Here is a 22354-nt window from a genome sequence, read left to right on the forward strand (position 1 = left end):
CCGCTCCCGCCGTCGGCTCCCGCCCCCGAGGAGACGCCATGCCGTCCGCTGTCTGGTTCGCCCCCTGGAAGTCCGGTCCGGCCGGGGCCGGCCTCGATGACGACGCGGGAGATGCCGGCGCGGGCGGCGGGCCGGGGGTCGTCAGCGTCACCGAGTTCGTCCCGCACCGGCCGTGGGACGCGCTCGGCGTCGGCATCGCCGGTGCCGCGCTGCGGCGGATCTGGCACGACGTGGAGGGAGCGGTGGGGCTGTGGCTGTGGACGGTGCCGGACCTGCTGAGGCCCCGCTCCGGGGCGGTGTCCGTGTGGCGTGACGAGACGTGTCTGGCGGGCTTCGTCTCGCGCCCCGATCATCTGCGCATCGTCCGCGCCTACCGGGACCGCGGCACCCTGCGGTCGGCGATGTGGCGGACCGAGGACTTCGACCGGGCCGCGACCCGGGAAGCGGCCCGCGCACTGCTGACCGGGCGGACCGACTGGCCCGCCCGATAGCCGGTGCCACCGCTGCCCGGGCGGGCCGGTCCACCGGCGGACGGGCCGGTCCGCCGCCCGACCGACCGGGCGGGCCGGGCCCCGGACCCACGTCCGCCGGCCGGCCGACCAGCGTCCGGGCGCCCCGCCGTTCAGGCGCTGTCCGCGGCCGTTCCCGTCACGGCCGCGGCGTCTTTCCCGGGCTGCGGGTGCACGCAGTGCCAGCGGTGGCCGTCGCCGCCGTCGGTGGCGTCCGGGAAGGCGGCGGCGCACGCGTCGTCCGCCTTCCAGCAGCGGGTGCGGAACGGGCACCCCGAGGGCGGGTTGGTGGCCGAGGGCACGGGGCCGTGCAGCACGATGCGCTCGGGGCGTTCCAGCAGGCTCGGCGTGGCCGACAGCAGCGCCTCGGTGTACGGGTGCCGGGAGTGGCCGGTCACCTCCCCGGCCGCGCCCTCCTCCACGACGCGGCCGAGGTAGAGCACGGCGATCCGGTCGGCGAGGTAGCGCACGGTCTGCACGTCGTGGGAGATGAAGACCATGCCGAGGCCCAGGCGGGCGCGCAGGTCCACCAGCAGGTTCAGGATCTGGGCGCGCACGGACACGTCCAGGGCGCTGGTGGGTTCGTCGGCGACGATCAGCTCCGGCTCCAGGGCGAGGGCGCGGGCGATGGCCACGCGCTGGCGCTGGCCCCCGGAGAGCTGGCCGGGCAGCGCGTCCAGGGTGTGACCGGGCAGCCCGACCAGGTCGAGGAGTTCCTCGACGCGCCGCTCGCGCTCGGCGCGGGTGCCGCGGTCGTGCACGTCCAGCGGGTCGCGCAGGATCCGGCGCACCGGCAGACGCGGGTTGAGCGCGGTGGAGGGGTCCTGGAAGACCACGCCGACGGCGGGACCGAAGCGGGTCCGGCGCTCGGCGGCGCTCATCGTCCACAGGTCCCGGCCCTGGAAGTGGACCCGGCCCTCCGTGGGCCGCTGCAGTCCGGTGACCACCCGGGCCAGGGTGGACTTGCCGCAGCCCGACTCGCCGACCAGGCCGAGGATCTCGCCGCGCCGGACCTCCAGGGAGGCGTCGGTCAGGGCGTGCACGGCGTCCCGGCGCAGGATGCCCCCGCTGCGGGCCTTGTGCCGTACGTGGATGCGGTCGAGCCGGACGAGCGGTTCCATCGTGGTGTCCTTCGGGGCGGTCATCGGGCGCCTTCCAGCGGCTTGGCCGGCCGGGGCGCGGGCGCCGGGTGGTGGCAGGCGAACTGGTGGTCCGGCGCGGCGTCGCGGCCGGCCGGGACCGGCGGGGTGGTGGCGCACAGGTCGGTGGCGGCCGCGCAGCGGGAGGCGAACCGGCAGCCGGCGCCGAACGCCCTGGGCGCGGGCACGACACCGCGGATCTGGTGCAGCCGCCGCGCGCCCGCCTCCAGGGAGACGACCGAGCCGAGCAGTCCGCGGCTGTAGTGGTGGGCCGGGTCGGTCAGCAGGGAACGGGTGGCGCCGGCCTCGGCGACCTGCCCCGCGTACATCACCGCCACCCGGTGGGCGAGGTCGCCGACCAGGGCCAGGTCGTGGGAGACGAGGACCATCGCGAAACCGAGTTCGTCGCGCAGCCTGACCAGCAGTTCGACGACCTGGGCCTGCACGGTGACGTCGAGCGCGGTCGTGGGCTCGTCGGCGATGAGCAGCCGCGGGCCGCGGGAGAGCGCCATGGCGATGAGCACGCGCTGCCGCTGGCCGCCGGAGAGCTCGTGGGGGTAGCTGCGCAGGGTTCGCTCGGGGGACAGGCCGACCAGTTCGAGCAGTTCGGCGGGGGTTCGGGTGCCGCCGCGCGAGGTGAGCCGCCTGAGCTGGGTGCCGATCAGCACCGACGGGTTCAGGGACGACATGGCGTCCTGGTAGACCATCGCGATCTCCGGGCCCATGAGCGCCCGGCGCTCCTTCGGCGACAGCTTCAGCAGGTCGCGGCCCCGGTAGAGGATCTCGCCCTCGGCCTCGGCGTTGCGGGCCAGCAGGCCCATGATCGCCAGGCTGGTGATCGACTTGCCGCAGCCCGACTCGCCGACCAGTCCCAGGGTCTCGCCCTCGCGGACCGTGAAGGAGATGCCGTCGACGACGCGGGTGTCGCCGTACCGGTCGGGGAAACGGATCGTCAGGTCGCGTACGACCAGCAGTTCCGGCGCGTCCTCGGGCAGCGGCCGCACGGCGGGCTCCAGCGCGGCCAGCCGGCCGGCCAGTTCGGCGAGCGCGGCGTCCACCTCGGCGGCGTCGGCGGCCGGCGTGGCGGCCGGCGCCGTGTTCTCGTCGGAGTCGCCGCCGCCGGTGCGGGCCCGGTCGGGGGCCGCGGCGGCGTCCGTCATGCCCTCGGACAGGACGTTCAGGGCGAGTACGGTGACCAGCAGGCACAGGCCGGGGAAGAGGGTGGCCCACCAGCCGCCGGAGAGCAGGATCTGGCGGCCGTAGGCGAGGACGCTGCCCCAGCTGGGGTCCGGGTCCTGCACGCCGGCGCCGATGAAGGACAGGCTCGCCTCGAAGATGATGGAGTCGGCGACCATGACGGTGGCGAACACCAGGACCGGGGCGGCGCAGTTGACGGCGACGTGCCGGGCCACGATGTGGCCGCGGCGGGCGCCGACGACCTGTTCGGCGGCGACGTAGTCCTCGCCGTACTGCTCCAGCACGTTGGCCCGCACGACCCGGGCGAGCGAGGGCGCGTAGACGAACGCGATGGTGAGGATGATGACCGGGACGCTGGGGCCGAACACCGCGACGAGGACGGCGGCCAGGGCGATCGGCGGGAACGACATGACGATGTCGAGCGTGCGCATCACCGCCTCGTCGGCGAGCCTGCGCGAGGTGGCGGCCAGGGCGCCGAGGAACGAGCCGATGACCAGGGCGAGGAGCGTCGCGCCGAAGCCGATGGTGAGGGAGTAGCGGGCACCGTGCACGACCCGGGCGAAGACGTCCCGGCCGGCCCGGTCGGTGCCGAACCAGTGGTCGGCGCTCGGCGCCTGGGCCGGGGTGCCGGTCGCGAGCGGGTCCTGGGTGAGCAGGGGGGCGAGGATCGCGCCCAGCACGACCAGGAGGAGGACCGCCAGGGCGATCCGCGAGGGCACGGGCAGGCGGCGCAGGCGGGTGCCGGGCCGGGCCAGCCGCTCGGCGAGGGAGCGAGGGGCGAACATCACACCGTCCTGATGCGCGGATTGACGAGCAGGTAGAGCAGGTCGACGACGACGTTGACCACGAGGAAGGCGACCGCGATGGTGAGCACGGTGCCCTGGACGAGCGCGACGTCGCCCCCGGTGACGCCTTCGAGGATCAGCTTGCCCATGCCGGGCAGGTCGAAGATCGCCTCGATGACGACGGCGCCGCTGAGCAGGTAGCCGACCTTGACGCCGAGCACCGTCAGCGGGGTGACCAGGGCGTTGCGCAGGACCGACCGGACGATCAGGAACGGCGGCAGGCCGCTGCCCCGGGCCGTGCGCACGTAGTCGCGGTCGAGTTCGGCGACCATCGAGGTGCGCACCAGGCGTGCCAGCGACGCGGCGACGGGCAGGGCGAGGGCGAACGCGGGCAGTGCGAGGCTCCGCAGCCAGCCGCCGAGCGACTCGGCCGGATTGACGTAACCGCCGGTCGGGAAGAGCGGGATGTTCAGCGCGAACTGCTGGATGAGCAGCACGCCGAGCCAGAACGAGGGCAGCGCGATACCGGCCATCGACAGCACCCGGAAGACCTGGTCGGGCCAGCGGTCCCGGTAGACGGCGCCGGTGACGCCGAAGACCAGGGCCAGCACGACGGCCAGCGCGAGACCGAGCAGCGTGAGCTGGAGGGTGAGCGGGAACGCGGTGGCGATCCGGTCGGCCACGGGCTGGCTGGGCGGCACGGTCACACCGAGGTCCCCCCGCACCAGATCGCCGAGGAAGGCGAAGTACCGGACCGGCAGCGGGTCGTCGAGACCGTGCGCCTCGGCGAACGCGGCACGCGCCGCGGGGCTCGCGCTGTCGCCGAGCGCGTTGTACGCGGGGTCGGCCGGCGAGAACTGCAGGACCACGAAGACCAGCAGCGCGATGCCGAGGACCATCACCGGCATCATCGCGACGCGGCGCAGCGCCAGCCGGAGAAATGCAACCATCCTGGGGTTCCTAGGGATCGGGGCGGGGGCCGCCGCTGTCCGGTGCGGCGCTGCGGCGGCCCGTCGGCCTGGGGTTACGGGGTCAGGCGCGGCCGACGTCGATGAAGGACAGTCCGGTGGTGGGCAGCGGCCTGAACCCGGTCAGCGTGCCGTCCTGCCAGGCGGTGGGCAGCTTGCGGTGCAGCACCGGGTACAGGGCCGCCTCCTCGGCGACCAGGTCGGTGACCTTGCCCCACAGCTCCTTGCGCCCGGTGGCGTCGGTCTCCGCGGCGGCCCGGTCGAGTAGCGACTTGACCTGCTTGTACGCGGCGGAACCGGTCCACCCGTAGCGCTTCTCCGGCCAGAACCCGTAGTAGAACCAGCGCAGCAGCAGGTCGGCGTCGTTGCCGAAGACGGACGGGTCGCCCGGTGCGGCCAGCACCTCGAAGGAGCCCTTGTCGACCTTGGCGTACTGGGCGGGGGACTGGGCGATGTCCAGCTTGGCGTCGACGCCCACCGCCGCCCAGCTCTCCTTGATCAGGGGGGCGATGTCCTTGACCCAGCCGGTGTCGGTGACCAGCAGGGTGAAGGAGAGCTTGCCCACGCCCGCGTCGGCGAGCAGCTTCCTGGCCTTGGCGACGTCGTGGCCGTAGACGGTGGCGGCCTTGTGGTAGTCGGGGTGCGTGGGCGGCACGTATCCGGTGGCGGGCTCGGCGTTGCCCAGCAGGGCGGTGGAGATGATCTTCTCGGTGTCCAGGGCGTAGTGCAGGGCCTGGCGCACCCGCTTGTCCGCGAAGCGCTTGTCCTCGCAGTTGAACATGAGGAAGAGCAGTCCGAAGGACTGGACGGACTCGACCTTGTTCTTGCCGGTGAAGCCCTTGACGTCGATGTAGGGCACGTCCTCGATGGCCTGCACCCGGCCGGACTGCAGGGCGCTGACCCGGGCGGACGGGTCGGAGATCAGGTGCCAGACCAGCTTCTTGGCCTTGGCGGGGTGCGGGCCGTTGTACTCGTCGTGGGCCGCCAGCACGATCCGGTCCTCGCGGACGGCGGACACGAAGCGGTACGGGCCCGAGCCGACGGGCTTGGCGTCGAAGGCCTTGGCGTCGGCGCCGGCGATCTTCTCGGGCACCACGCGCACCACGGATATCCGGGAGGGGAAGAGCGCGAAGGGGTACTTCAGCTTGAACTCGACCGTCGAGGTGTCGACCGCGGTGACCTTGTCGACGAACGGGACGAACTGCGCCATCAGCGAGGCGTTCTTCGGGTCGAGGACGCGTTCGAAGCTGAAGACCACGTCGTCCGCGGTGACCGGTGAGCCGTCGTGGAAGGTGGCGCCCTTGCGCAGGGTGGCCCGGTAGGTGGTCGCGTTGATCTTCGTGGGCATGGCGGTGGCCAGGGCCGGCCGGGCCACGAGCGTCGCCGGGTCCAGGTCCACCAGGCCCTCGAAGATGTGCATGTTGGCCGCGTACGGGGTCGCCCCCGAGGTGATCATCGGGTCGAAGCCGGTGGAGAGCGGGTAGGAGAGGCCGGCCTCGATGGTGTCGGCGCCGCTGCCCGAGCCGCCGGCCCCGTCTCCGCTGGAGGCCGGGCCTCCGCAGGCCGTCAGGCCCGTGGTGACGGCGGTCGCCACACCGATGGCGCTGGTGTATCTGAGGAAGGCGCGGCGGTCGACGCCGGCTGCACTGCGCGCGGGCAAGGGGTCCTCCTGGCAGGGGAAGGGAGACGGTCGAGAAGAAGGAGGCGAACGTGGCCGACGCCTCGACGCAATGCATCAGACGTCTGACGTCTGATGCTTGGTAACGTGGGAACGTAGCCCGGCGAGTGAGAGGGGTCAAGAGGTGGCGGTGGGACAGGGGGCGGCCCGGCGTACGGCGCCGGAGCCCAGGTCGGCACGACAGCCGTTGCGGCAGGAGGTCGTGGACGGCATCAAGACGTACATCCTGCGCAACGAACTGCGCCCGGGGGACCCGCTGCCGAGTGAGCCCGCGCTCTGCGAGGCCCTCGGCGCGAGCCGCTCCAGCGTGCGCGAGGCGATCAGGATCCTCGCCGCGCTCGACATCGTCGAGGTGCGGCACGGCCACGGCACCTACGTCGGGCGGCTGAGCCTGTCCGCCCTGGTGGAGAGCCTGGCCTTCCGCGGCCTGCTCAGTCCCGACGACGACTTCCAGGTGATGTCCGACCTGGTCGAGGTGCGCGAGCTGTTCGAGCGGGGCATGGCCGAACGGCTCGTCGCCTCCCTGGACGGCGAGCAGATCGGCCGGCTCGCGGACCTGGTCGAGGAGATGCGCAGGGCCGGCGCTGGGGAGGGCAGGGGCTTCGTCGAGACCGACCGGGCCTTCCACACCCTGCTCCTCGCGCCGCTCGGCAACGACCTCATCGGCCAGTTGTCCACGGCGTTCTGGGACGTCTACGTCATCGTCGCGCCGCACCTCGACGTCTTCACCCACGAACACGAGATGGCCACCATCGCCAACCACCAGCGCATCGTGGACGCCGTACGGGACCGCGACCCGGTGGAGTTCGCGGCGGCGCTGGCCGACCACTACGCGCCGGTCCGGCGGCGGATCGCGGAGGCCCGCGCCCTGGGCTGACCAGGCCCTTTCCCTGATGGCGGAGGCACCTCTGTGGAGGGGGGAGCCTCCGCCGCGCCGTGTGCGGGGCCCTTCCGGGCCGGCGAAGGCCCCCGGCCGGCGGGGCACTTGACGGCTCCCGTCCGAGGTCTCTAGGGTCCCGGGACAACAGACGTCAGACGTCTGCTCTCGAACGCGCGCCTTGCGACCCGTTCGACTCCGTACCCCCGCGCTGCGCCGCGCGCACGCCTCACCGACCGGGGCCCCTCCATGCCACTGACGGACCTCACCCTCGCCGAGTGCCACGCACTGCGGCCCGACCTCGACGAACCCGCCGACCTCGACGCCTTCTGGGACCGCACCCTGCGTGAGGCCCGCGGGGACGACGCCGGCGCACCCGGCTTCGCACTCGTGGACACCGGCCTGACCCAGGTCACGACCTACGACGCGACCGTGCCGGGCTTCGCCGGCGAACCGGTGCGGGGCTGGCTGCACCTGCCCGCCGGCGCGAGCGGTCCGCTCGGCTGCGTGGTGGAGTTCCTCGGGTACGGACGCGGGCGCGGCCTGCCGCACGAGCAGGTGCTCTGGGCCAACGCCGGGTACGCCCACTTCGTCATGGACACCCGGGGCCAGGGCTGGTCCACGGCCGGCGGGGACACCCCTGACACCGCGGCCCTGGCGGGCACCGTGCCGGGCTTCCTGACCCGCGGCGTCGAAAGCCCCCACGACCACTACTACCGCCGGGTGTTCACCGACGCCGTGGCGTGCGTGGAGGCCGTCCGCGCACACCCGGCCGTCGACCCGGCCAAGGTCGTGGTGACCGGCATCAGCCAGGGCGGCGGCATCGCGCTCGCGGTGGCCGGGCTCGTTCCCGGCCTCGCCGGCGTGATGCCCGACGTGCCGTTCCTGTGCGACATCCGGCGCGGCGCGAGCATCGCGGCCCAGCCGCCCTACACCGAGGTCGCGGAGTACCTGCGCCTGCACCGCGACCGCACCGCGACCGTCTTCGGCACCCTGTCCTACGTCGACGCGGCCCTGCTGGCCGCCAGGGCCACGGCCCCGGCGCTCTTCTCCATCGCCATGATGGACGAGATCTGCCCGCCCTCCACCTGCTTCGCCGCCTACCACCGCTACGGCGGTCCCAAGGACCTGCGCGTCTACGAGTTCAACGGCCACGAGGGCGGCGGCGGCCACCACCAGCGCGCCCAACTCGCCTGGCTGCGGCGGCTCCTCGCCACCCCCGACGCCGCGGTCCGCGACGTCCCCACCGCACTCACCGCCCCGCACGACACCCGGCTCGCCTGACCCCTCACCCGAGAAGAGGCCCGTCCATGCAGCGAAGAGTCTTCCTGGTCACCGCCACCGCGACCCTGGCCGTCCTGGCCGCCACCATGCCCGCCGCGCACGGCGCCCCCGGCCGGGGCGTCGCCGCCGGCGCGGCCGCGGCCACCGCCGGCACCCTCGCCTCGCAGGACCTCGCCACCGCGGGCACCGGCTCCCCCTACTACCGCATCCCCGCCCTGACCAGGACCACCCAGGGCACCCTGCTCGCCGCGTACGACGCCCGCCCCACCCTCGGCGACCTGCCCAGCAACATCGGGGTCGTGCTGCGGCGCAGCACCGACGGCGGCACCACCTGGCAGGCACAGCAGGTGGTGCGCAAGGACGCCGCGCCCAAGGGCTACGGCGACCCCAGCCTGCTCGTCGACCGCGAGACCGGACGGATCTTCCTCTTCTACGCGGCCGCCGTGAACCAGGGGTTCCTCGGCTCGGCGACCGGCAACGACGAGAGCGACCCGAACGTCCTCCAGGCCGACTACAGCTACTCCGACGACGACGGCCTGACCTGGCAGCACCGGCGGATCACCGCCCAGATCAAGAACCCGGCCTGGGGCGGTGTGTTCGCGGCCTCCGGCGAGGGCGTCCAACTGCGGCAGGGCGCCCACAAGGGCCGCCTGATCCAGCAGTACGCCATCCGCAGCAACGGCGCCAACTACGCGGTCAGCGCCTACAGCGACGACCACGGCGCCACCTGGCGGACGGGCACCCCGGTCGGACCGGGCGGCGACGAGAACAAGACCGTCGAACTGTCCGACGGCCGCGTCATGCTCAACACCCGTTCCGCGCCGTACCGCAAGGTCGCCTACTCCAGCGACGGCGGCGTCACCTACACCCCCTTCCAGCAGGACACCGAACTGCCCGACCCCGGCAACAACGGCTCCATCGCCCGCTTCGCGCCGGACGTGGCCGCCTCCCACCCGCGCGCCTCCTGGCTGCTGTTCAGCAACACCGCGACCACCAGCGGCCGCAGCGACCTGACCGTCCGGCTCTCCTGCGACAACGGGCAGAACTGGCCGGTGCGCAAGACCGTAGAGGCGGGTTCGGCCGCCTATTCGACGCTCACCCCGCTCGACGACGGCACCGCCGCCAACTCCCGGGTGGGCCTGCTGTGGGAGCGCGACAACTACCAGCACATCACGTACTCGTCCTTCGACATCAAGTGGCTCGGCGGAGTCTGCGCGCCCGTCACCGTCACCCCGCCCGCCGCCCTGCCCGCCGGGGCGACCACCGAGGTCACCGTCCGCGTCGTCAGCCAGAACGACGTGGCCCTCCCCGCCGGCACGGCCTCCCTCAAGCTGCCCGCCGGCTTCAGGGCCCCGGCCGTCACCGTGCCCGCGCTCAACCCCGGTCAGGGCGCGAACGTCAAGATCCCCGTCACCGTCCCCGCGACCGCCACCGCGGGCGCCGTGGCGACCACCGCGACCTACGAGGTCCGCGGCACGCAGCACTCGTACGGCGACGCGACGCTCACCGTCACCACGCCGTGACCGGCCACGGGCCGCCCGCCCGCCCGATCCCCCGAGCGGCGGCGGGCGGCCCGTCCCCCCGTACCACCCACTCGCACAGCCCAGGAGACACATGTCCTCGTCCCAGCCCCTGCGCGGCGTCGTGCCGCCCGTCTGCACCCCCCTCGACGCGTCGGGCCAGGTCGACACCGCCTCGCTCACCCGGCACGTGGAACACCTCGTCGGCGGGGGAGTGCACGGGCTGTTCGCCCTGGGCTCCAGCAGCGAGGTCGCCTTCCTCACCGACCGGCAGCGGGCCGTGGCCCTGGAGACGGTGGTCGAGGCCGTCGACGGGCGCGTGCCCGTGCTCGCCGGCGTCATCGACATGACCACCCCCCGTGTGCTCCACCACGCACGGGCCGCCCGGGCGGCGGGCGCCGACGCCCTGGTGGCCACCGCGCCGTTCTACACACGGACCCACCCGCACGAGATCGCGCGCCACTTCCGCACCGTCCGGGACACCGCCGGCCTGCCCCTGTACGCCTACGACCTGCCCGTCTCGGTGCACAGCAAGCTCTCCAACGCCCTGGTGCGCGAACTCGCCGAGGACGGCACCCTGGCCGGGCTGAAGGACAGCAGCGGCGACGAGGGCTCGCTGCGCCGGCTCGTCGTGGAACTCGGCGGACGCCACGGCCGCGCCGAGGGCCCGGCTCCCTCGTTCAGCATCCTCACCGGCTCCGAACTGACCGTGGACGCCGCCCTGCTGGCCGGCGCCGACGGTGTCGTGCCCGGTCTGGGCAACGTCGACCCCGCCGGTTACGTACGCCTCTACGACGCCGTGCGCGGCGGCGACCTGGACACCGCCGTCAAGGAACAGGAACGGCTCGTCGAGCTGTTCGGCATGGTCGACGCGGGCCCGCAGGACGAGATGGGCCGCAACTCCTCCGCGATCGGCGCGTTCAAGCACGCCCTGCGGCTGCTCGGCGTCTTCGCGCACGGCACCACCGCCGACCCGCAGATCCAGCTGGGCGACGCCTCGGTGGCGTACGTCGCCGAACGGCTGCGCGCCGCCGGGCTGCCGCCGGTGCGCTGACCGGCCCCCAGCCGCCCCGGTCCGGCTCCCGCAGGTCCCGGCCCGGCCCCCGCAGGTCCCGGTCCGGCTCCCGCAGGTCCCGGCCCGGGGGCCGACATGCCGGTGGCCACCCGGGCGGCTGTCCGCCGGGTGGCCACCGAGACCGTGCGGGTCCGTCAGCAGGCGCCCAGGTCCTGCCAGACACCCCACTGACCGGTGGTGCCGGGCTCCTCGCCCGTCGTCCACCACTTGGCCTTCCAGTTGTGGCCCTTGTAGGAGACCGTCTCACCGCCGGTGTAGACCTTGTCCTTGGCCCACGCGGTGCCGGTGCACTGGTTGCCGCTGCCGCCCGTGATGGTCAGGGCGTACGTCGCCGAGTGGCTGCCGGAGGCGTTCGAGCCGGTGACGGTGATGTTGTAGGTGCCCGAGGCCGCCGCCGAGGTCGTGGCGAGGGTCAGCGTCGAGGAGCCGCCCGCCGTGACGGAGGTGGGGCTGAGGGAGGCGGTGACGCCCGCCGGGGCCCCGCTGACACTGAGGTTCACCGTCTGCGCCTGACCGGCCGTGACGGCGGTCTTCACGGTGGCGGTGGCGGACTGGCCGGCCGTCACCGAGCCGGACGCGGAGCTGAGCGCGACGGAGAAGTCGTCGGTCGGCTGGGTGCTGCCGCCGCCGGTGAAGGGCGAGAAGATGTGGGAGAAGTCCCAGGTGTTCTGCTGGATGCCGGAGCAGTTGTCGGCGGCCGCGCCGCCCGGGCAGCCGCCGTTGTCCCGCTGGAGAGCCCAGAAGGACAGGGTGTTGATGCCCTTGGAGACCGCCCAGTTGTAGACCGTGGTGGCGTTGGCCAGGCTGAACGTCTCGGCCGGGCCGAAGTCGTCGACGCCGGGCATCTCGGTGACGCCGACCATGTTCCACAGCTGCGCCGACGTCTTGCTCGGGTAGAGCTGGGCGAGCGTGTTGTACAGGCCCTGGGCGGCGGTCTGGGTGTCCTTCGCCATGTCGTGGGCCTGGTTGTCGTAGTAGTCGAACGTCATGAGGTTCACGACGTCGACCCGGGCGCCGTTGCTCACGGCGTTGCGCAGCAGTGCCACGCCGTTGGAGGCGAGCCCCTGCGTGGTGGTCGGCAGGGTGTACGAGAACTCCACCTTGCGCCCGTTGGCCGCCGCCCAGTCCTGGACCAGCTTGATGGCCTTGTTGCGCCGGTCGACGGAGGCGGAGTTGTCGATGGAGTCGGCCTCGATGTCCATGTCGAGCCGCGAGATGTCGTAGGTGGTGATGACCTTCTCGTACGCGGCGGCGATCTGCTGGACGTCGGTGCAGCTGTCGGCGATCTCGGTGCCGGTGGTGTCGGCCGTGTAGCCGCCGAACGAGGGGATGACGTCGCCGCCCCTGCTCTGGATGGTCTTGATGTCGCTGCCGAAGGTCGACGCGGCGACCGGCATGCCGGTGTCGCCGTTCCAGTACGGCGTGCAGGAACCCTTGGACGCGGTCTGCAGGAACGCCATCGTCAGGTGCTTCGCGCCCGACTGGGCGGACAGCGCGGCGGGGCTCTCGCCCGTCCAGGCCTCGAAGTAGGGGGCGAAGACGTGGGCCGGCAGCGGCGTCGCCGCCTGCGCGGTGCCGGTGCCCGAGAGGGCGAGGCCCACGGAGGCCGCCGTGGTGACGGCCGCGGTGAGCACCGCGCGGAAGGAACGCATGAGTTTCATGTCAGTCCCGGTGTGAGGAGTGAGGGGTCGTCAGTTCACGTACGCAGGGAGAATGTTGATGCGTATGGGATAGCGCCCGCTCACGGGGTGGGTCAATGGTCTGGACCAAAATGGGACTAGACCAATCACCCGAGGTCGGGGGTCATCCGCCTGCGCAGCGCCCCCGGCGGTGGACTGGACCACATGCGGAGGAAAAACCGGGGGAGGGCGGGGTGCGGGAGCGTCGCGGACCCGCGCCGCTCCCGCCGGGCGGTGCCGTGCTCCCCGCCGTCGTTCCCGCCGGGCGGTGCCGTACGGCGCCGCCGTCGCCGTGCCCCCTGCCGCCCTTCAGCGCCGGCGCGAGTACTCCGCGCCCAGGGCCCGCAGCCGGTCGTGGACGCCTTCGTAGGCGCGGGCGGCGCCGAGGACGCGCTTGGGCAGCTTGGCGACCATCGTGTACTGGGTGTCGCAGACGTTCGCCGCGGGCGCCAGTCCGGCCTGGCCGACCAACTGGTACGCGTCCAGCCGGTCGAGCCCCAGCAGGTCGGCGGTCCACCCCACCAGATCGTGCTGGCTGATCCGGAAGGCGTCCTCCAGCGGACGCGCGTGGCCCGTGCTCAGCAGGAAGTCGTCGTTCTCCAGCCGTGGCACGGCGGGCGCGGCGCCCTTGACGAGATCTACGGCCACCACCGTGTTCATGGCGGTCTCCACCGCGGTCCCGCACACCTCGCCCTCGCCCTGCCGGGCGTGGCCGTCGCCGATGGCGAGCATGGCCCCGGCCACGTTGACGGGGAAGTAGACGGTGGTGCCGGCACGCAGCTCGGGCGTGTCCATGTTGCCGCCGTGCACGCCCGGGGAGATGGACATCAGCCGTTCGCCCGCGGCGGGGGCCACGCCGACCGTGCCGTGCATCGGGTCCAGCGGCAGGTCGACCGCGAAGTCGCCGTGCGTGGCCTCGAACCGGCAGGTCCCGGCCTCGACATCGATGGCGTAGACCCAGACCCGCTCCTCCAGCGCGGGATGCAGCATGGCGGTGGTGTGTGTGGCGGTGAGCGCGCCGAAGTGCGGGAACGTGCTGGACACGCCCCAGTCGCGGGCCGGCGTGATCTCCACGAAGTGCACCGCGAGCGCGTCGCCGGGCTCGGCGCCGGCGACGGCGATCGGACCGGTGACCGGGTTGAGATACGGGAAGGCGCACACCTTGCTCGGCAGGTCGCCCGGGCCGCGCACCCGGCCGCCGAAGCAGTCCTCGGTGCTCAGCTCGACGATGCTGCCGGGCCGCACCGTCACCACCGGCGATCCGCCGCCGAAGGAGTAGGCGTACCGGTCCGGGTCGGCGGGGACGGTGATCACCTGGTCGGACGTGGTCATGCGGAACTCCTCGGGGTGAGCGGGGCGCGGGCGGGGTGCGGCGGACGGGACGTCCTCGGCGGACGTGTGCGTGAGTGTGCGGGTGCCACGGGGAGGTGTGCGCAACGGCGCGGGGCGACACAGGTGTGGTGCGAGGTGGTGCGGGTGCTATCCGCCCGGCGGTGGCGAGGGCGCCGGGTCCTCCGCCGACCGCACGGCGGCCAACCGCGGGCGGCGGCCGGTCAGGAGCAGCCCGGCCAGCACCACGACGCCGACGCCCAGCCAGACGAAGCCGAGCCGCTGCGCGGCGATGTCGGCGTTCACCACGACGTACGCCAGTATGGCGAAGCCGATGGCCGGCGCGATCAGATGGCGCCAGTAGTCGTGGCTGCGCCGCCGGACCAGGTAGTGCACGACCACGGACACGTGCAGCACCAGAAAGGTCGTCAGCGCACCGAAGTTGACCAGACTGCTGAGCAGCGTCACCCCGTCGTCGCGGGAGTCCATGTAGAGGCCCAGTGCCAGCGACACCGCGGCCGTGAGCAGGGTCGCGTTGACCGGGACCCGGTGCCGCGGGTGCACCCTGGCCAGGAAGGAGGGCAGTTGCCGGTCCCGGGCCATCGCGTACAGCAGCCGGGAGGTGGCGGCCTGGGCCACCAGCGAGTTGGCGAAGCCCCACGCCACGGCGGTGGCCGCGGCGGTCAGGGTGGCCAGCCACTCGCCGGAGGCCGCGCGGGCCGCGTCGTAGAAGGCGGTGCCGTCGGGGTCGCCCCGGTCCAGGAGCCCGGCGGGATCGGGCACCAGCAGGGAGGCCAGCCAGGTCTGGACGACGAACAGGGCGCCGGCCAGCAGCAGCGCCGCCACCATCGAACGGCCGATGGCACGCGCCGAATCCTTGTTCTCCTCGGCCAGCGTCGAGATGCCGTCGAACCCGAGGAAGCTCAGCACGGCGACCGACACGGCGCCGAAGACCAGCGACCAGGAGAAGGTGGCGCCGTTGTAGACCGGGGTGAGGTCGAAACCGCGCCCCTCGCCCCGGGCCAGCGCGATCAAGCCGATCACCACGAAGACGGCCAGCACCGCGAGTTCGGCCAGCAGCATCACCTTGTTGACGCGCGCGGTCATCCGGATGCCCGTGTAGTTGACCGCGGTGTTGAGCACCACGAAACCCACCAGCCACAGCCACACCGGTACGGCCGGCGCCAGCGAGTTCATGGCGATTCCGGCGATCAGGTACAACAGCCCGGGCACCAGCACGTAGTCGAGCAGGATCATCCAGCCGGCCAGGAAGCCGACGGGCGCGGCGATGCCCCGTCCGGCGTAGGCGTAGACCGAGCCGGACATCGGGAACGCCCGCGCCATCTGCGCGTACGAGAGCGCCGTGAACATCATGGCCACCATGCCCACCGCGTAGGTCAGGGCGACCATGCCGCCCGAGCTCGCGAAGACGCTGCCGAAGATGCCGAAGGGCGCGATCGGCACCATGAAGACCAGACCGTAGACCAGCAGGTCGCGGAAGGTCAGCGAGCGGTGGAGCTCCTGCCGGTAGCCGTAGTCCTGGAGCGAGCCGGAAGCCGGTTGTTCGGTCATTCGCGTTCTCCTCACTGCCGCTGCCCGCGCCGCGGGGGAGAGCGTACGGCCAGTCCTTTCCGGAGGGAACGGCCCGACGCGCCGGTGTCCGCCCGGGAGTTGGTACCGCGCGCCGCCGGCGCCCACGGCCCCGGCCCCGTGGTCGGCCACCTCGCGGCGGCCGGCGCGGCGCCCGGCTGACCGGTGCCCGCGCCCGGCGCGCGGGCGACTGGAGACCGGTTGACCGGAAACCGTTCGCCCGGTCGACCGGAAACCGTTCGCCCGGTGTGCGGTCGACCGGGACCGGTGTGCGGCTGTCCGCGAGCCGGTCGCCCGGCTGTCCGCGAACGGTTCGCGCGGTGTGCGGCTGACCGCAGGCCGGTCGCCCGGCCGACCGGTATGCGGCCGACCGAGTTCGGTCGCCCGGCCGACCGCGAACCCTTCGCCCGGCAGGTGTTCGATCCGGTGGCGGCGACGATCGGCGGGCGGGCGATCGGCCGGACCCGGTTTCCCGGCGCGCGGCGAGGGGCCGCGCGTGCCGGTCACCGACGGCATCCCATGTCGGGCCCGGAAAGTTATCGGTCGGCCGTACGACGCCTCATACCAGAGCGGGACGCTTCCCGTGGGATTTCGTCAACTGGCTGCCGCGCACGATGCGTCCGTGACTACTGTCAGTGTCCGCCGGGCGACGCAGCGCCGCATCCTCCGCGGCCCGGGTCGGCCGGCACAGCGATGGCGCATGCCCGCTCGCACCCCGCGAGCACACAGGCCCGACGGACCAGTACGAGGAACAGATGTCTCACCTCCGCGCACCGGCCGCCCGCGCAGACCGCCGTGAGGGCGGGCGGCACGGACGGCCGGTGGCCCGCCCCGCCCCCTCGCTGCCCGAAACGCGCCTGCGGCCCCAACTGCTGCGCCTCGCGGTGCTGCCGCCCACCGCGGTCGCGCTGGCCGCGATCGCCGTCGTGCTCTTCACCGTGCGCTCCACCGGGGCCCGCACCGGTCCCGCCCTGTGGGCCGTGCTGGCCGGCGCGTCGTCGGTGGCGCTCGCCGGCATCGTGGTCGCCGCGGTCGCGGCCGGCCGCGCCGCGCGCTCCGTGCACGAGCGGATCGACGCCCTGCGCCGCGGCACCGCGCGCCGCGAGGCCGATCTGAGCGCCCTGGTCGAGGCGCTGCGCCACGGAGAGGCCCCGCCCCGACGCAATCCGCGCGGCGGTCCGCCGGACGACACCGACGAGTTCGAACTGCTCGCAGCCGACCTCGCCCGCGCCCACGACGGTGCCGTCGCCGCCGTCGTCCGGGCCACCCAGCTCTCCAGCCAGGCCGGCAGCGAACAGAAGCTCGAGGTCTTCCTCAACCTCGCCCGGCGCCTTCAGTCCCTGGTGCACCGCGAGATCTCCATCCTCGACGAGCTGGAGAACGAGATCGAGGACCCCGACCTGCTCAAGGGCCTCTTCCACGTCGACCACCTGGCCACCCGGATCCGCCGGCACGCGGAGAACCTCGCCGTTCTCGGCGGTGCCGTCTCCCGCCGCCAGTGGAGCAACCCCGTCCCCATGACCGAGGTGCTGCGCTCCGCCATCGCCGAGGTCGAGCAGTACTCGCGGGTCAAACTCGTCCCGCCGATCGACGGACGGCTGCGCGGTCACGCCGTCGCCGACGTCATCCACCTGCTGGCCGAACTCGTCGAGAACGCCACCGTGTTCTCCGCCCCGCACACCCAGGTCCTGCTGCGCGCCGGACTCGTCACCTCGGGACTCGCCGTCGAGGTCGAGGACCGCGGCCTGGGCATGCCGGTCGGAGAGCAGGTCAGGATGAACGCGCTGCTGGCCGACCCCGACCAGGTCAACGTCGCCAGTCTGCTCGCCGACGGCCGGATCGGGCTGTTCGTGGTCTCCCAGCTCGCCCGGCGCCACGGCATCACCGTGCGCCTGCAGACCAACATCTACGGCGGTGTCCAGGCCGTCCTCGTCGTACCGCAGGCACTGCTGGGCACCGACACGACCGCGCCGGGCGACGCGGAGGGCATGGCGCAGGCGCTCGCCGCCCCGGCCGACGGCACGCGCCGGGCCCTGGTGGCGCAGGACCCGTACCCGAGCGAACCGCCGGCTCCGCTCGGAGCGGTCGCTCCGAGCGGTCCGTCCGGGCCGTCTCGCGGTCCGTCCGGTTCATCGAGTGGTTCATCCGGTCCGTCCGGTCCGTCCGGTCCGTCCGGTCCGTCCGGTCCATCCGGTCCGTCCGGTCCGTCTGGTTCGTTCGATCCGGCAACTACGGCCGCTGCGTCCGGCCCGGTGCTCCCAGCCGCTGCGTCCGGACCGGTCGCTCCGTCCGGTCCATTCGTTTCGGCGGTTCCGATCGCCCCGTCCGGCCTGTCGGACCAGTCGGCACGCTCCGGCCCGGCGGACCGCTCGCCCTCCGCCCCGGCCGGTGCGGTCGCTCCGTCCGGCTTCCCGGGGCCGTCCGCCGTGCCGCGCGCCGAGGGCCACGACTCCGCCGAAGGTTCCTTCCCGTCCGCCGGAACCGCCGGGGCCGGCGGAACCGGCGGGATCGTCGGAACCGCCGGGGCCGGTGGTGCGGGCGGCGGCGACCGCCGGGGAGCGCAGGGCGAAGCGGTGGGGCGCGCCGCGCTCGGAGGCGACCTCGACACCGTCGGGGGTCCGCGCTCCGGAGCGCACGCCGTGTTCCGCACCGACACCGGCGGCACGCAGGCACGCTCTTGCGACGGCGGGCGCACCGGTTCCCCGCTCCCCGCGGCCGACGCGGACACCGCCGGCGCCCTCGACGGGGCCGGTCCCGCCCGGGACGCCGACGGCAGCCCGCCCGTGCCGCTGCCGCGGCGCGGCGACCGGAGCGGGCGGGCCAACCCGGCGGAGGCGGTGCCCGGCGTCCGGCCCGCCGACCGGGCCGCGGTGGCCGCGAACGAGGGCCTCGCGCCCACCCCGCGAAACGGCGACGTGCGCGGTGCCACGGACCGGCCCCGGCTGCCCCGACGCCGCGCCCAGGAGCACATCGCCCCCCAACTGCGCGACGGCCCGGCGCCCCGCCACGACGGCGAGCACGTCGCCGGCCACGACCCCGCTCTGATGGCCGCCTTCCAGCGGGGCATCGGACTCGCCGAGGCCCAGCAGCGCCGCACACCGGACCTGCCGGAGCCGGGCCGCCGTCCGAGCCGGCCCGGCCCCGCGACCGGCGCCGCCGACGACACTCCCGTCCCCGGCCTGACCGCCGGGCACGACGCCGCCGCTCCCGATCCGACCGCCCGGCTCGACGCCGCCGTCCCCGACGTCACCGCCCGGCACGACGGGAGTGCGCCGGCCGGATGACCAGCCCGCCCCCCGCCCGCGCCCGAACGCGCCCCCTGCCTCCCGTCCCCACGTCCAGCGCTCCCGCGGACCTTCGTACCCCAAGGAGTCGATCCACCATGGCGAGCGATGCGCCGACCGGCCATGTTTCCGACCTCGACTGGCTGATGAGCGGCCTCGTGCAGCGCGTCCCGCACACCAGCAGCGCGGTCCTGCTGTCCTGCGACGGGCTGGTGAAGTCCGTGCACGGCCTCGACCCGGACAGCGCCGACCACATGGCCGCGCTCGCCTCCGGGCTGTACTCACTCGGTCGCAGCGCCGGTGTCCGCTTCGGCGACGGCGGCGACGTCCGCCAGGTGGTCGTCGAACTCGACTCGACCCTGCTCTTCGTCACCACCGCCGGCTCCGGCACCTGCCTGGCCGTGCTCGCCGGGCGGGAGGCCGACGCGGCGGTGCTCGGCTACGAGATGGCGATGCTGGTCAAGAGCGTCCGCCCGTACCTCGTGACCGCCCCCCGGCAGCACACCGCCGACCACCCGGCGCTGCGGCCTTGAGCGCTGCGGCGGCCGGCGACGGGCCCTGGCTCGACGACGCGGCCGGGCGGCTGGTGCGCCCCTTCACGGTCAGCAACGGCCGCACCCGGCCCAGCGTCGCGCTCGACCTCATGTCGCAGGTGATGGCCACCGGCGTCACGCCCCTCGGGTACCTCGGCCCCGAGCACGGCCAGGCGCTCGACCTGTGCCTCGGCCCGGTCCCGGTCGCCGAGGTCGCCGCCCAGCTGAGGCTGCCGGCGGCGGTGGCGAAGGTACTGCTGTCCGATCTGGTCGACTGCGGCGCGCTGACCACCAAGCCCCCCGAGTTCCACGACCACCCCACCGACCGGGCCCTTCTGGAGGCAGTCCTCGATGGACTACGACGACAGCTCTGACCACGTCGGCGGCCCCGACCACCAGGGCCGCCGCGACCCCTTCCCCACCGCGCTGAAGATCCTGGTGGCGGGCGGGTTCGGCGTGGGCAAGACCACCTTCGTCGGCGCCGTGAGCGAGATCGCGCCGCTCAGCACGGAGGAACTGCTCACCACGGTCGGAGCGGACACCGACAACCTCGACGGCATCGAGAACAAGGTCGAGACGACCGTCGCGATGGACTTCGGCCGCATCACGCTCGACGCGCGGCACGTGCTGTACCTGTTCGGCACGCCCGGGCAGGAGCGGTTCTGGTTCATGTGGGACGAACTGTCCGAGGGCGCCCTGGGCGCGGTGATCCTCGCCGACACCCGCCGCCTTGAGGAGTGCTTCGCCGCCGTCGACTTCTTCGAACAGCGCGGACTGGCGTTCGTCGTCGCCGTCAACGAGTTCGACGGCGCCCACCGCTACGACGCCGACGAGGTCCGCGCCGCCCTCGACCTCGCTCCCGACGTCCCCGTCGTGCGCTGCGACGCCCGTATCTCCAGCTCCGGCATCCAGAGCCTGCTGACCCTCGTACGGCACCTCATCGCCCACGCCCCGGCCCCCGCCGCCGCGCCGGGCCACGGCGCGCACATGTGATCCCCGCACACCCCACGGAGCCCGACCATGACACACGCGCACAGCGCCGGAGCCCGGCCATGAGCTACGACCCGCCGCGTCCGGCCGGTCGCCTGCTGCTCACGCCCGAGGACAGGGAGGCCCCCGCCCGTGCCCTCCGGCTGCGCCGGCTGGGACTGGGGGAGCGCCCCGAGCCGGCCCTCGACGCCTTCGCGGACCGCCTCGCCGAGCTCACCGGGGCGCCGTACGCGATGGTCAACCTCCCCGACGACAAGCGGCAGTTCTTCGCCGGCCTGCACCGGCCCGAACGGAGCGTGCTCGACGTCGACACCGCCGCCCCCGGCGCCGGGGGAGTCCGGCGCGAGGTGGGCCGCTGCCTCGCCCACGACCACGGCTTCTGCCCGCACGTGGTGGCCCGGCGCAAGGCGCTGGTGCTGGAGGACGTCCGCGACTACCCGCGGTTCGCGGGCAACCCGGTCGTCGACGAGTTCGGCATCCGCTCCTACCTCGGCGCCCCGCTCATCGACAGCACCCAGACGGTGCTGGGCACGGTCTGCGTCGTGGACGTCGAGCCGCGGCCGTGGGGCCGGCAGGGCCTGACGGCCATCAAGTCGGCGGCGGCGGAACTGGTCCCGCGGCTGGAGCGAGGGGTCCCGGAGGGCTTCCCGCTCCAGGGTCCGTAGCCGCCGGGACCCGCGGCCCGACCGTGATCCGGACGGCGGGACCGGGGGCCGCGGTGACTCCAGTCGGGTGGCGTGAAGCAAAGCTGTGGCCGCGCTTAAGAAAGTCTCGATGGACCAGGGCGCCGCCGTACGGCAGATTGCTGGCGAATCCACCCCTCACCCCGGATACGGGTCCCTTCGGCATGCCCGGGCCCGGGGCCCGAACCACAGGAGCCGTAGCGTTGAAGGCGCTGGTCAAGGAGAAGGCGGAACCCGGGCTGTGGCTCGCGGACGTGCCCGAGCCCGCTGTCGGACCCGGTGACGTGCTGATCAAGGTCCTGCGGACCGGCATCTGCGGCACCGACCTGCACATCCGGGCCTGGGACGGCTGGGCGCGGCAGGCGATCCGCACCCCGCTCGTGGTCGGCCACGAGTTCGTCGGCGAGGTCGTCGCCACCGGCCGCGACGTCACCGACATCAAGGCCGGCGACCGGGTCAGCGGCGAGGGCCACCTGGTGTGCGGCAAGTGCCGCAACTGCCTGGCCGGCCGCCGCCACCTGTGCCGGGCCACCGTCGGACTGGGCGTGGGCCGCGACGGCGCCTTCGCCGAGTACGTCGCCCTGCCCGCCGGCAACGTCTGGGTGCACCGCGTCCCCGTCGACCTCGACGTCGCCGCGATCTTCGACCCGTTCGGCAACGCCGTGCACACCGCGCTGTCCTTCCCGCTGGTCGGCGAGGACGTCCTGATCACCGGCGCCGGCCCGATCGGCCTGATGGCGGCCGCGGTGGCCCGGCACGCGGGCGCCCGCAACGTCGTCATCACCGACGTCAGCGAGGAACGGCTGGAACTGGCCCGCAAGATCGGGGTGAGCCTGGCGCTCGATGTCGCCGGGACGACGATCGCCGAGGGCCAGCGTTCGCTCGGCCTGCGCGAGGGCTTCGACATCGGCCTGGAGATGTCCGGCCGTCCCGAGGCGATGCGCGACATGATCGCCAACATGACCCACGGCGGCCGGATCGCCATGCTCGGCCTGCCGTCCGAGGAGTTCGCGGTCGACTGGGCCCGGATCGTCACCTCGATGATCACCGTCAAGGGCATCTACGGCCGCGAGATGTTCGAGACCTGGTACGCCATGTCGGTGCTGCTGGAGGGCGGCCTCGACCTCGCCCCGGTGATCACCGGCCGGTACGCCTGCGCCGACTTCGAGGCCGCCTTCGAGGACGCCGCCAGCGGCAAGGGCGGCAAGGTCATCCTCGACTGGACTGTCTGATC

18 protein-coding genes are annotated in these 22354 nt (G+C 73.6%); 11 read left to right on the forward strand and 7 right to left on the reverse strand.

Going from position 1 to position 22354, the window contains the following annotated elements; genetic code table 11:
* The first annotated feature begins 38 nt into the window (after window positions 1-38).
* Window positions 39-491: a hypothetical protein gene (locus ACF061_RS28550; protein ID WP_392269853.1), complete on the forward strand. Its 453-nt coding sequence runs from the start codon at window positions 39-41 to the stop codon at window positions 489-491.
* Window positions 492-622: 131 nt separating this feature from the next.
* Here the strand turns inward: ACF061_RS28550 and ACF061_RS28555 are convergent, their stop codons facing one another.
* The 4 genes from ACF061_RS28555 to ACF061_RS28570 all read right to left on the reverse strand — a co-directional run bounded on the left by ACF061_RS28555 (window position 623) and on the right by ACF061_RS28570 (window position 6258).
* Window positions 623-1654: an oligopeptide/dipeptide ABC transporter ATP-binding protein gene (locus ACF061_RS28555; protein WP_392269854.1), complete on the reverse strand. Its 1032-nt coding sequence runs from the start codon at window positions 1652-1654 to the stop codon at window positions 623-625.
* Entirely contained in the window at window positions 1651-3630 is a 1980-nt protein-coding gene (locus ACF061_RS28560) for a dipeptide/oligopeptide/nickel ABC transporter permease/ATP-binding protein (protein ID WP_392269855.1), read from the reverse strand. The genes ACF061_RS28555 and ACF061_RS28560 overlap by 4 nt, the downstream gene beginning before the upstream one ends.
* Window positions 3630-4580, reverse strand: coding sequence for an ABC transporter permease (locus tag ACF061_RS28565; RefSeq protein WP_392269856.1), 951 nt, complete (start codon window positions 4578-4580; stop codon window positions 3630-3632). Before ACF061_RS28565 ends, ACF061_RS28560 begins: the two co-directional genes overlap by 1 nt.
* An 82-nt stretch (window positions 4581-4662) precedes the next feature.
* Window positions 4663-6258: an ABC transporter substrate-binding protein gene (locus tag ACF061_RS28570; RefSeq protein WP_392269857.1), complete on the reverse strand. Its 1596-nt coding sequence runs from the start codon at window positions 6256-6258 to the stop codon at window positions 4663-4665.
* Between the two features lie 142 nt (window positions 6259-6400).
* Between ACF061_RS28570 and ACF061_RS28575 the strand changes: the two genes are divergently transcribed.
* The 4 genes from ACF061_RS28575 (at window position 6401) to ACF061_RS28590 (ending at window position 11011) form a co-directional block, all read left to right on the forward strand.
* Complete coding sequence (locus tag ACF061_RS28575; protein WP_392269858.1) at window positions 6401-7153, forward strand: FadR/GntR family transcriptional regulator; 753 nt, start codon at window positions 6401-6403, stop codon at window positions 7151-7153.
* 249 nt (window positions 7154-7402) lie between these two features.
* Window positions 7403-8437, forward strand: coding sequence for an acetylxylan esterase (locus ACF061_RS28580; protein ID WP_392269859.1), 1035 nt, complete (start codon window positions 7403-7405; stop codon window positions 8435-8437).
* Window positions 8438-8463: 26 nt separating this feature from the next.
* On the forward strand, window positions 8464-9960 hold the full coding sequence (locus tag ACF061_RS28585; protein ID WP_392269860.1) for an exo-alpha-sialidase: 1497 nt from the start codon (window positions 8464-8466) through the stop codon (window positions 9958-9960).
* A gap of 91 nt (window positions 9961-10051) precedes the next feature.
* Window positions 10052-11011: a dihydrodipicolinate synthase family protein gene (locus ACF061_RS28590; protein WP_392269861.1), complete on the forward strand. Its 960-nt coding sequence runs from the start codon at window positions 10052-10054 to the stop codon at window positions 11009-11011.
* Between the two features lie 155 nt (window positions 11012-11166).
* Here the strand turns inward: ACF061_RS28590 and ACF061_RS28595 are convergent, their stop codons facing one another.
* From ACF061_RS28595 to ACF061_RS28605, 3 genes are all read right to left on the reverse strand, one after another.
* Window positions 11167-12693, reverse strand: a complete 1527-nt coding sequence (locus ACF061_RS28595; protein ID WP_392269862.1) for a glycosyl hydrolase family 18 protein — start codon at window positions 12691-12693, stop codon at window positions 11167-11169.
* A 327-nt stretch (window positions 12694-13020) separates the two neighbouring features.
* Window positions 13021-14043, reverse strand: a complete 1023-nt coding sequence (locus tag ACF061_RS28600; protein WP_392269863.1) for an acetamidase/formamidase family protein — start codon at window positions 14041-14043, stop codon at window positions 13021-13023.
* Between the two features lie 147 nt (window positions 14044-14190).
* Entirely contained in the window at window positions 14191-15612 is a 1422-nt protein-coding gene (locus ACF061_RS28605; RefSeq protein ID WP_392269864.1) for an APC family permease, read from the reverse strand.
* A 773-nt stretch (window positions 15613-16385) separates the two neighbouring features.
* On the opposite strand from ACF061_RS28605, the gene ACF061_RS28610 reads away from it, so the two are divergent.
* The 6 genes from ACF061_RS28610 to tdh all read left to right on the forward strand — a co-directional run bounded on the left by ACF061_RS28610 (window position 16386) and on the right by tdh (window position 22352).
* Window positions 16386-18914 (forward strand): ATP-binding protein, encoded by a 2529-nt coding sequence (locus ACF061_RS28610; protein ID WP_392269865.1) that lies wholly within the window; start codon window positions 16386-16388, stop codon window positions 18912-18914.
* Window positions 18915-19012: 98 nt separating this feature from the next.
* Entirely contained in the window at window positions 19013-19447 is a 435-nt protein-coding gene (locus ACF061_RS28615) for a roadblock/LC7 domain-containing protein (protein WP_392269866.1), read from the forward strand.
* Complete coding sequence (locus tag ACF061_RS28620; RefSeq protein ID WP_392269867.1) at window positions 19444-19821, forward strand: DUF742 domain-containing protein; 378 nt, start codon at window positions 19444-19446, stop codon at window positions 19819-19821. The genes ACF061_RS28615 and ACF061_RS28620 overlap by 4 nt, the downstream gene beginning before the upstream one ends.
* Window positions 19799-20440, forward strand: a complete 642-nt coding sequence (locus tag ACF061_RS28625; protein WP_392269868.1) for an ATP/GTP-binding protein — start codon at window positions 19799-19801, stop codon at window positions 20438-20440. Before ACF061_RS28620 ends, ACF061_RS28625 begins: the two co-directional genes overlap by 23 nt.
* Window positions 20441-20499: 59 nt before the next feature.
* Window positions 20500-21102, forward strand: a complete 603-nt coding sequence (locus tag ACF061_RS28630) for a GAF domain-containing protein (RefSeq protein ID WP_392269869.1) — start codon at window positions 20500-20502, stop codon at window positions 21100-21102.
* A gap of 221 nt (window positions 21103-21323) precedes the next feature.
* Window positions 21324-22352, forward strand: a complete 1029-nt coding sequence (tdh, locus tag ACF061_RS28635) for an L-threonine 3-dehydrogenase (protein ID WP_392269870.1) — start codon at window positions 21324-21326, stop codon at window positions 22350-22352.
* Window positions 22353-22354: the final 2 nt, after the last annotated feature.

Source organism: Streptomyces sp. NPDC015220, assembly GCF_043079345.1.
Classification (GTDB): domain Bacteria; phylum Actinomycetota; class Actinomycetes; order Streptomycetales; family Streptomycetaceae; genus Streptomyces.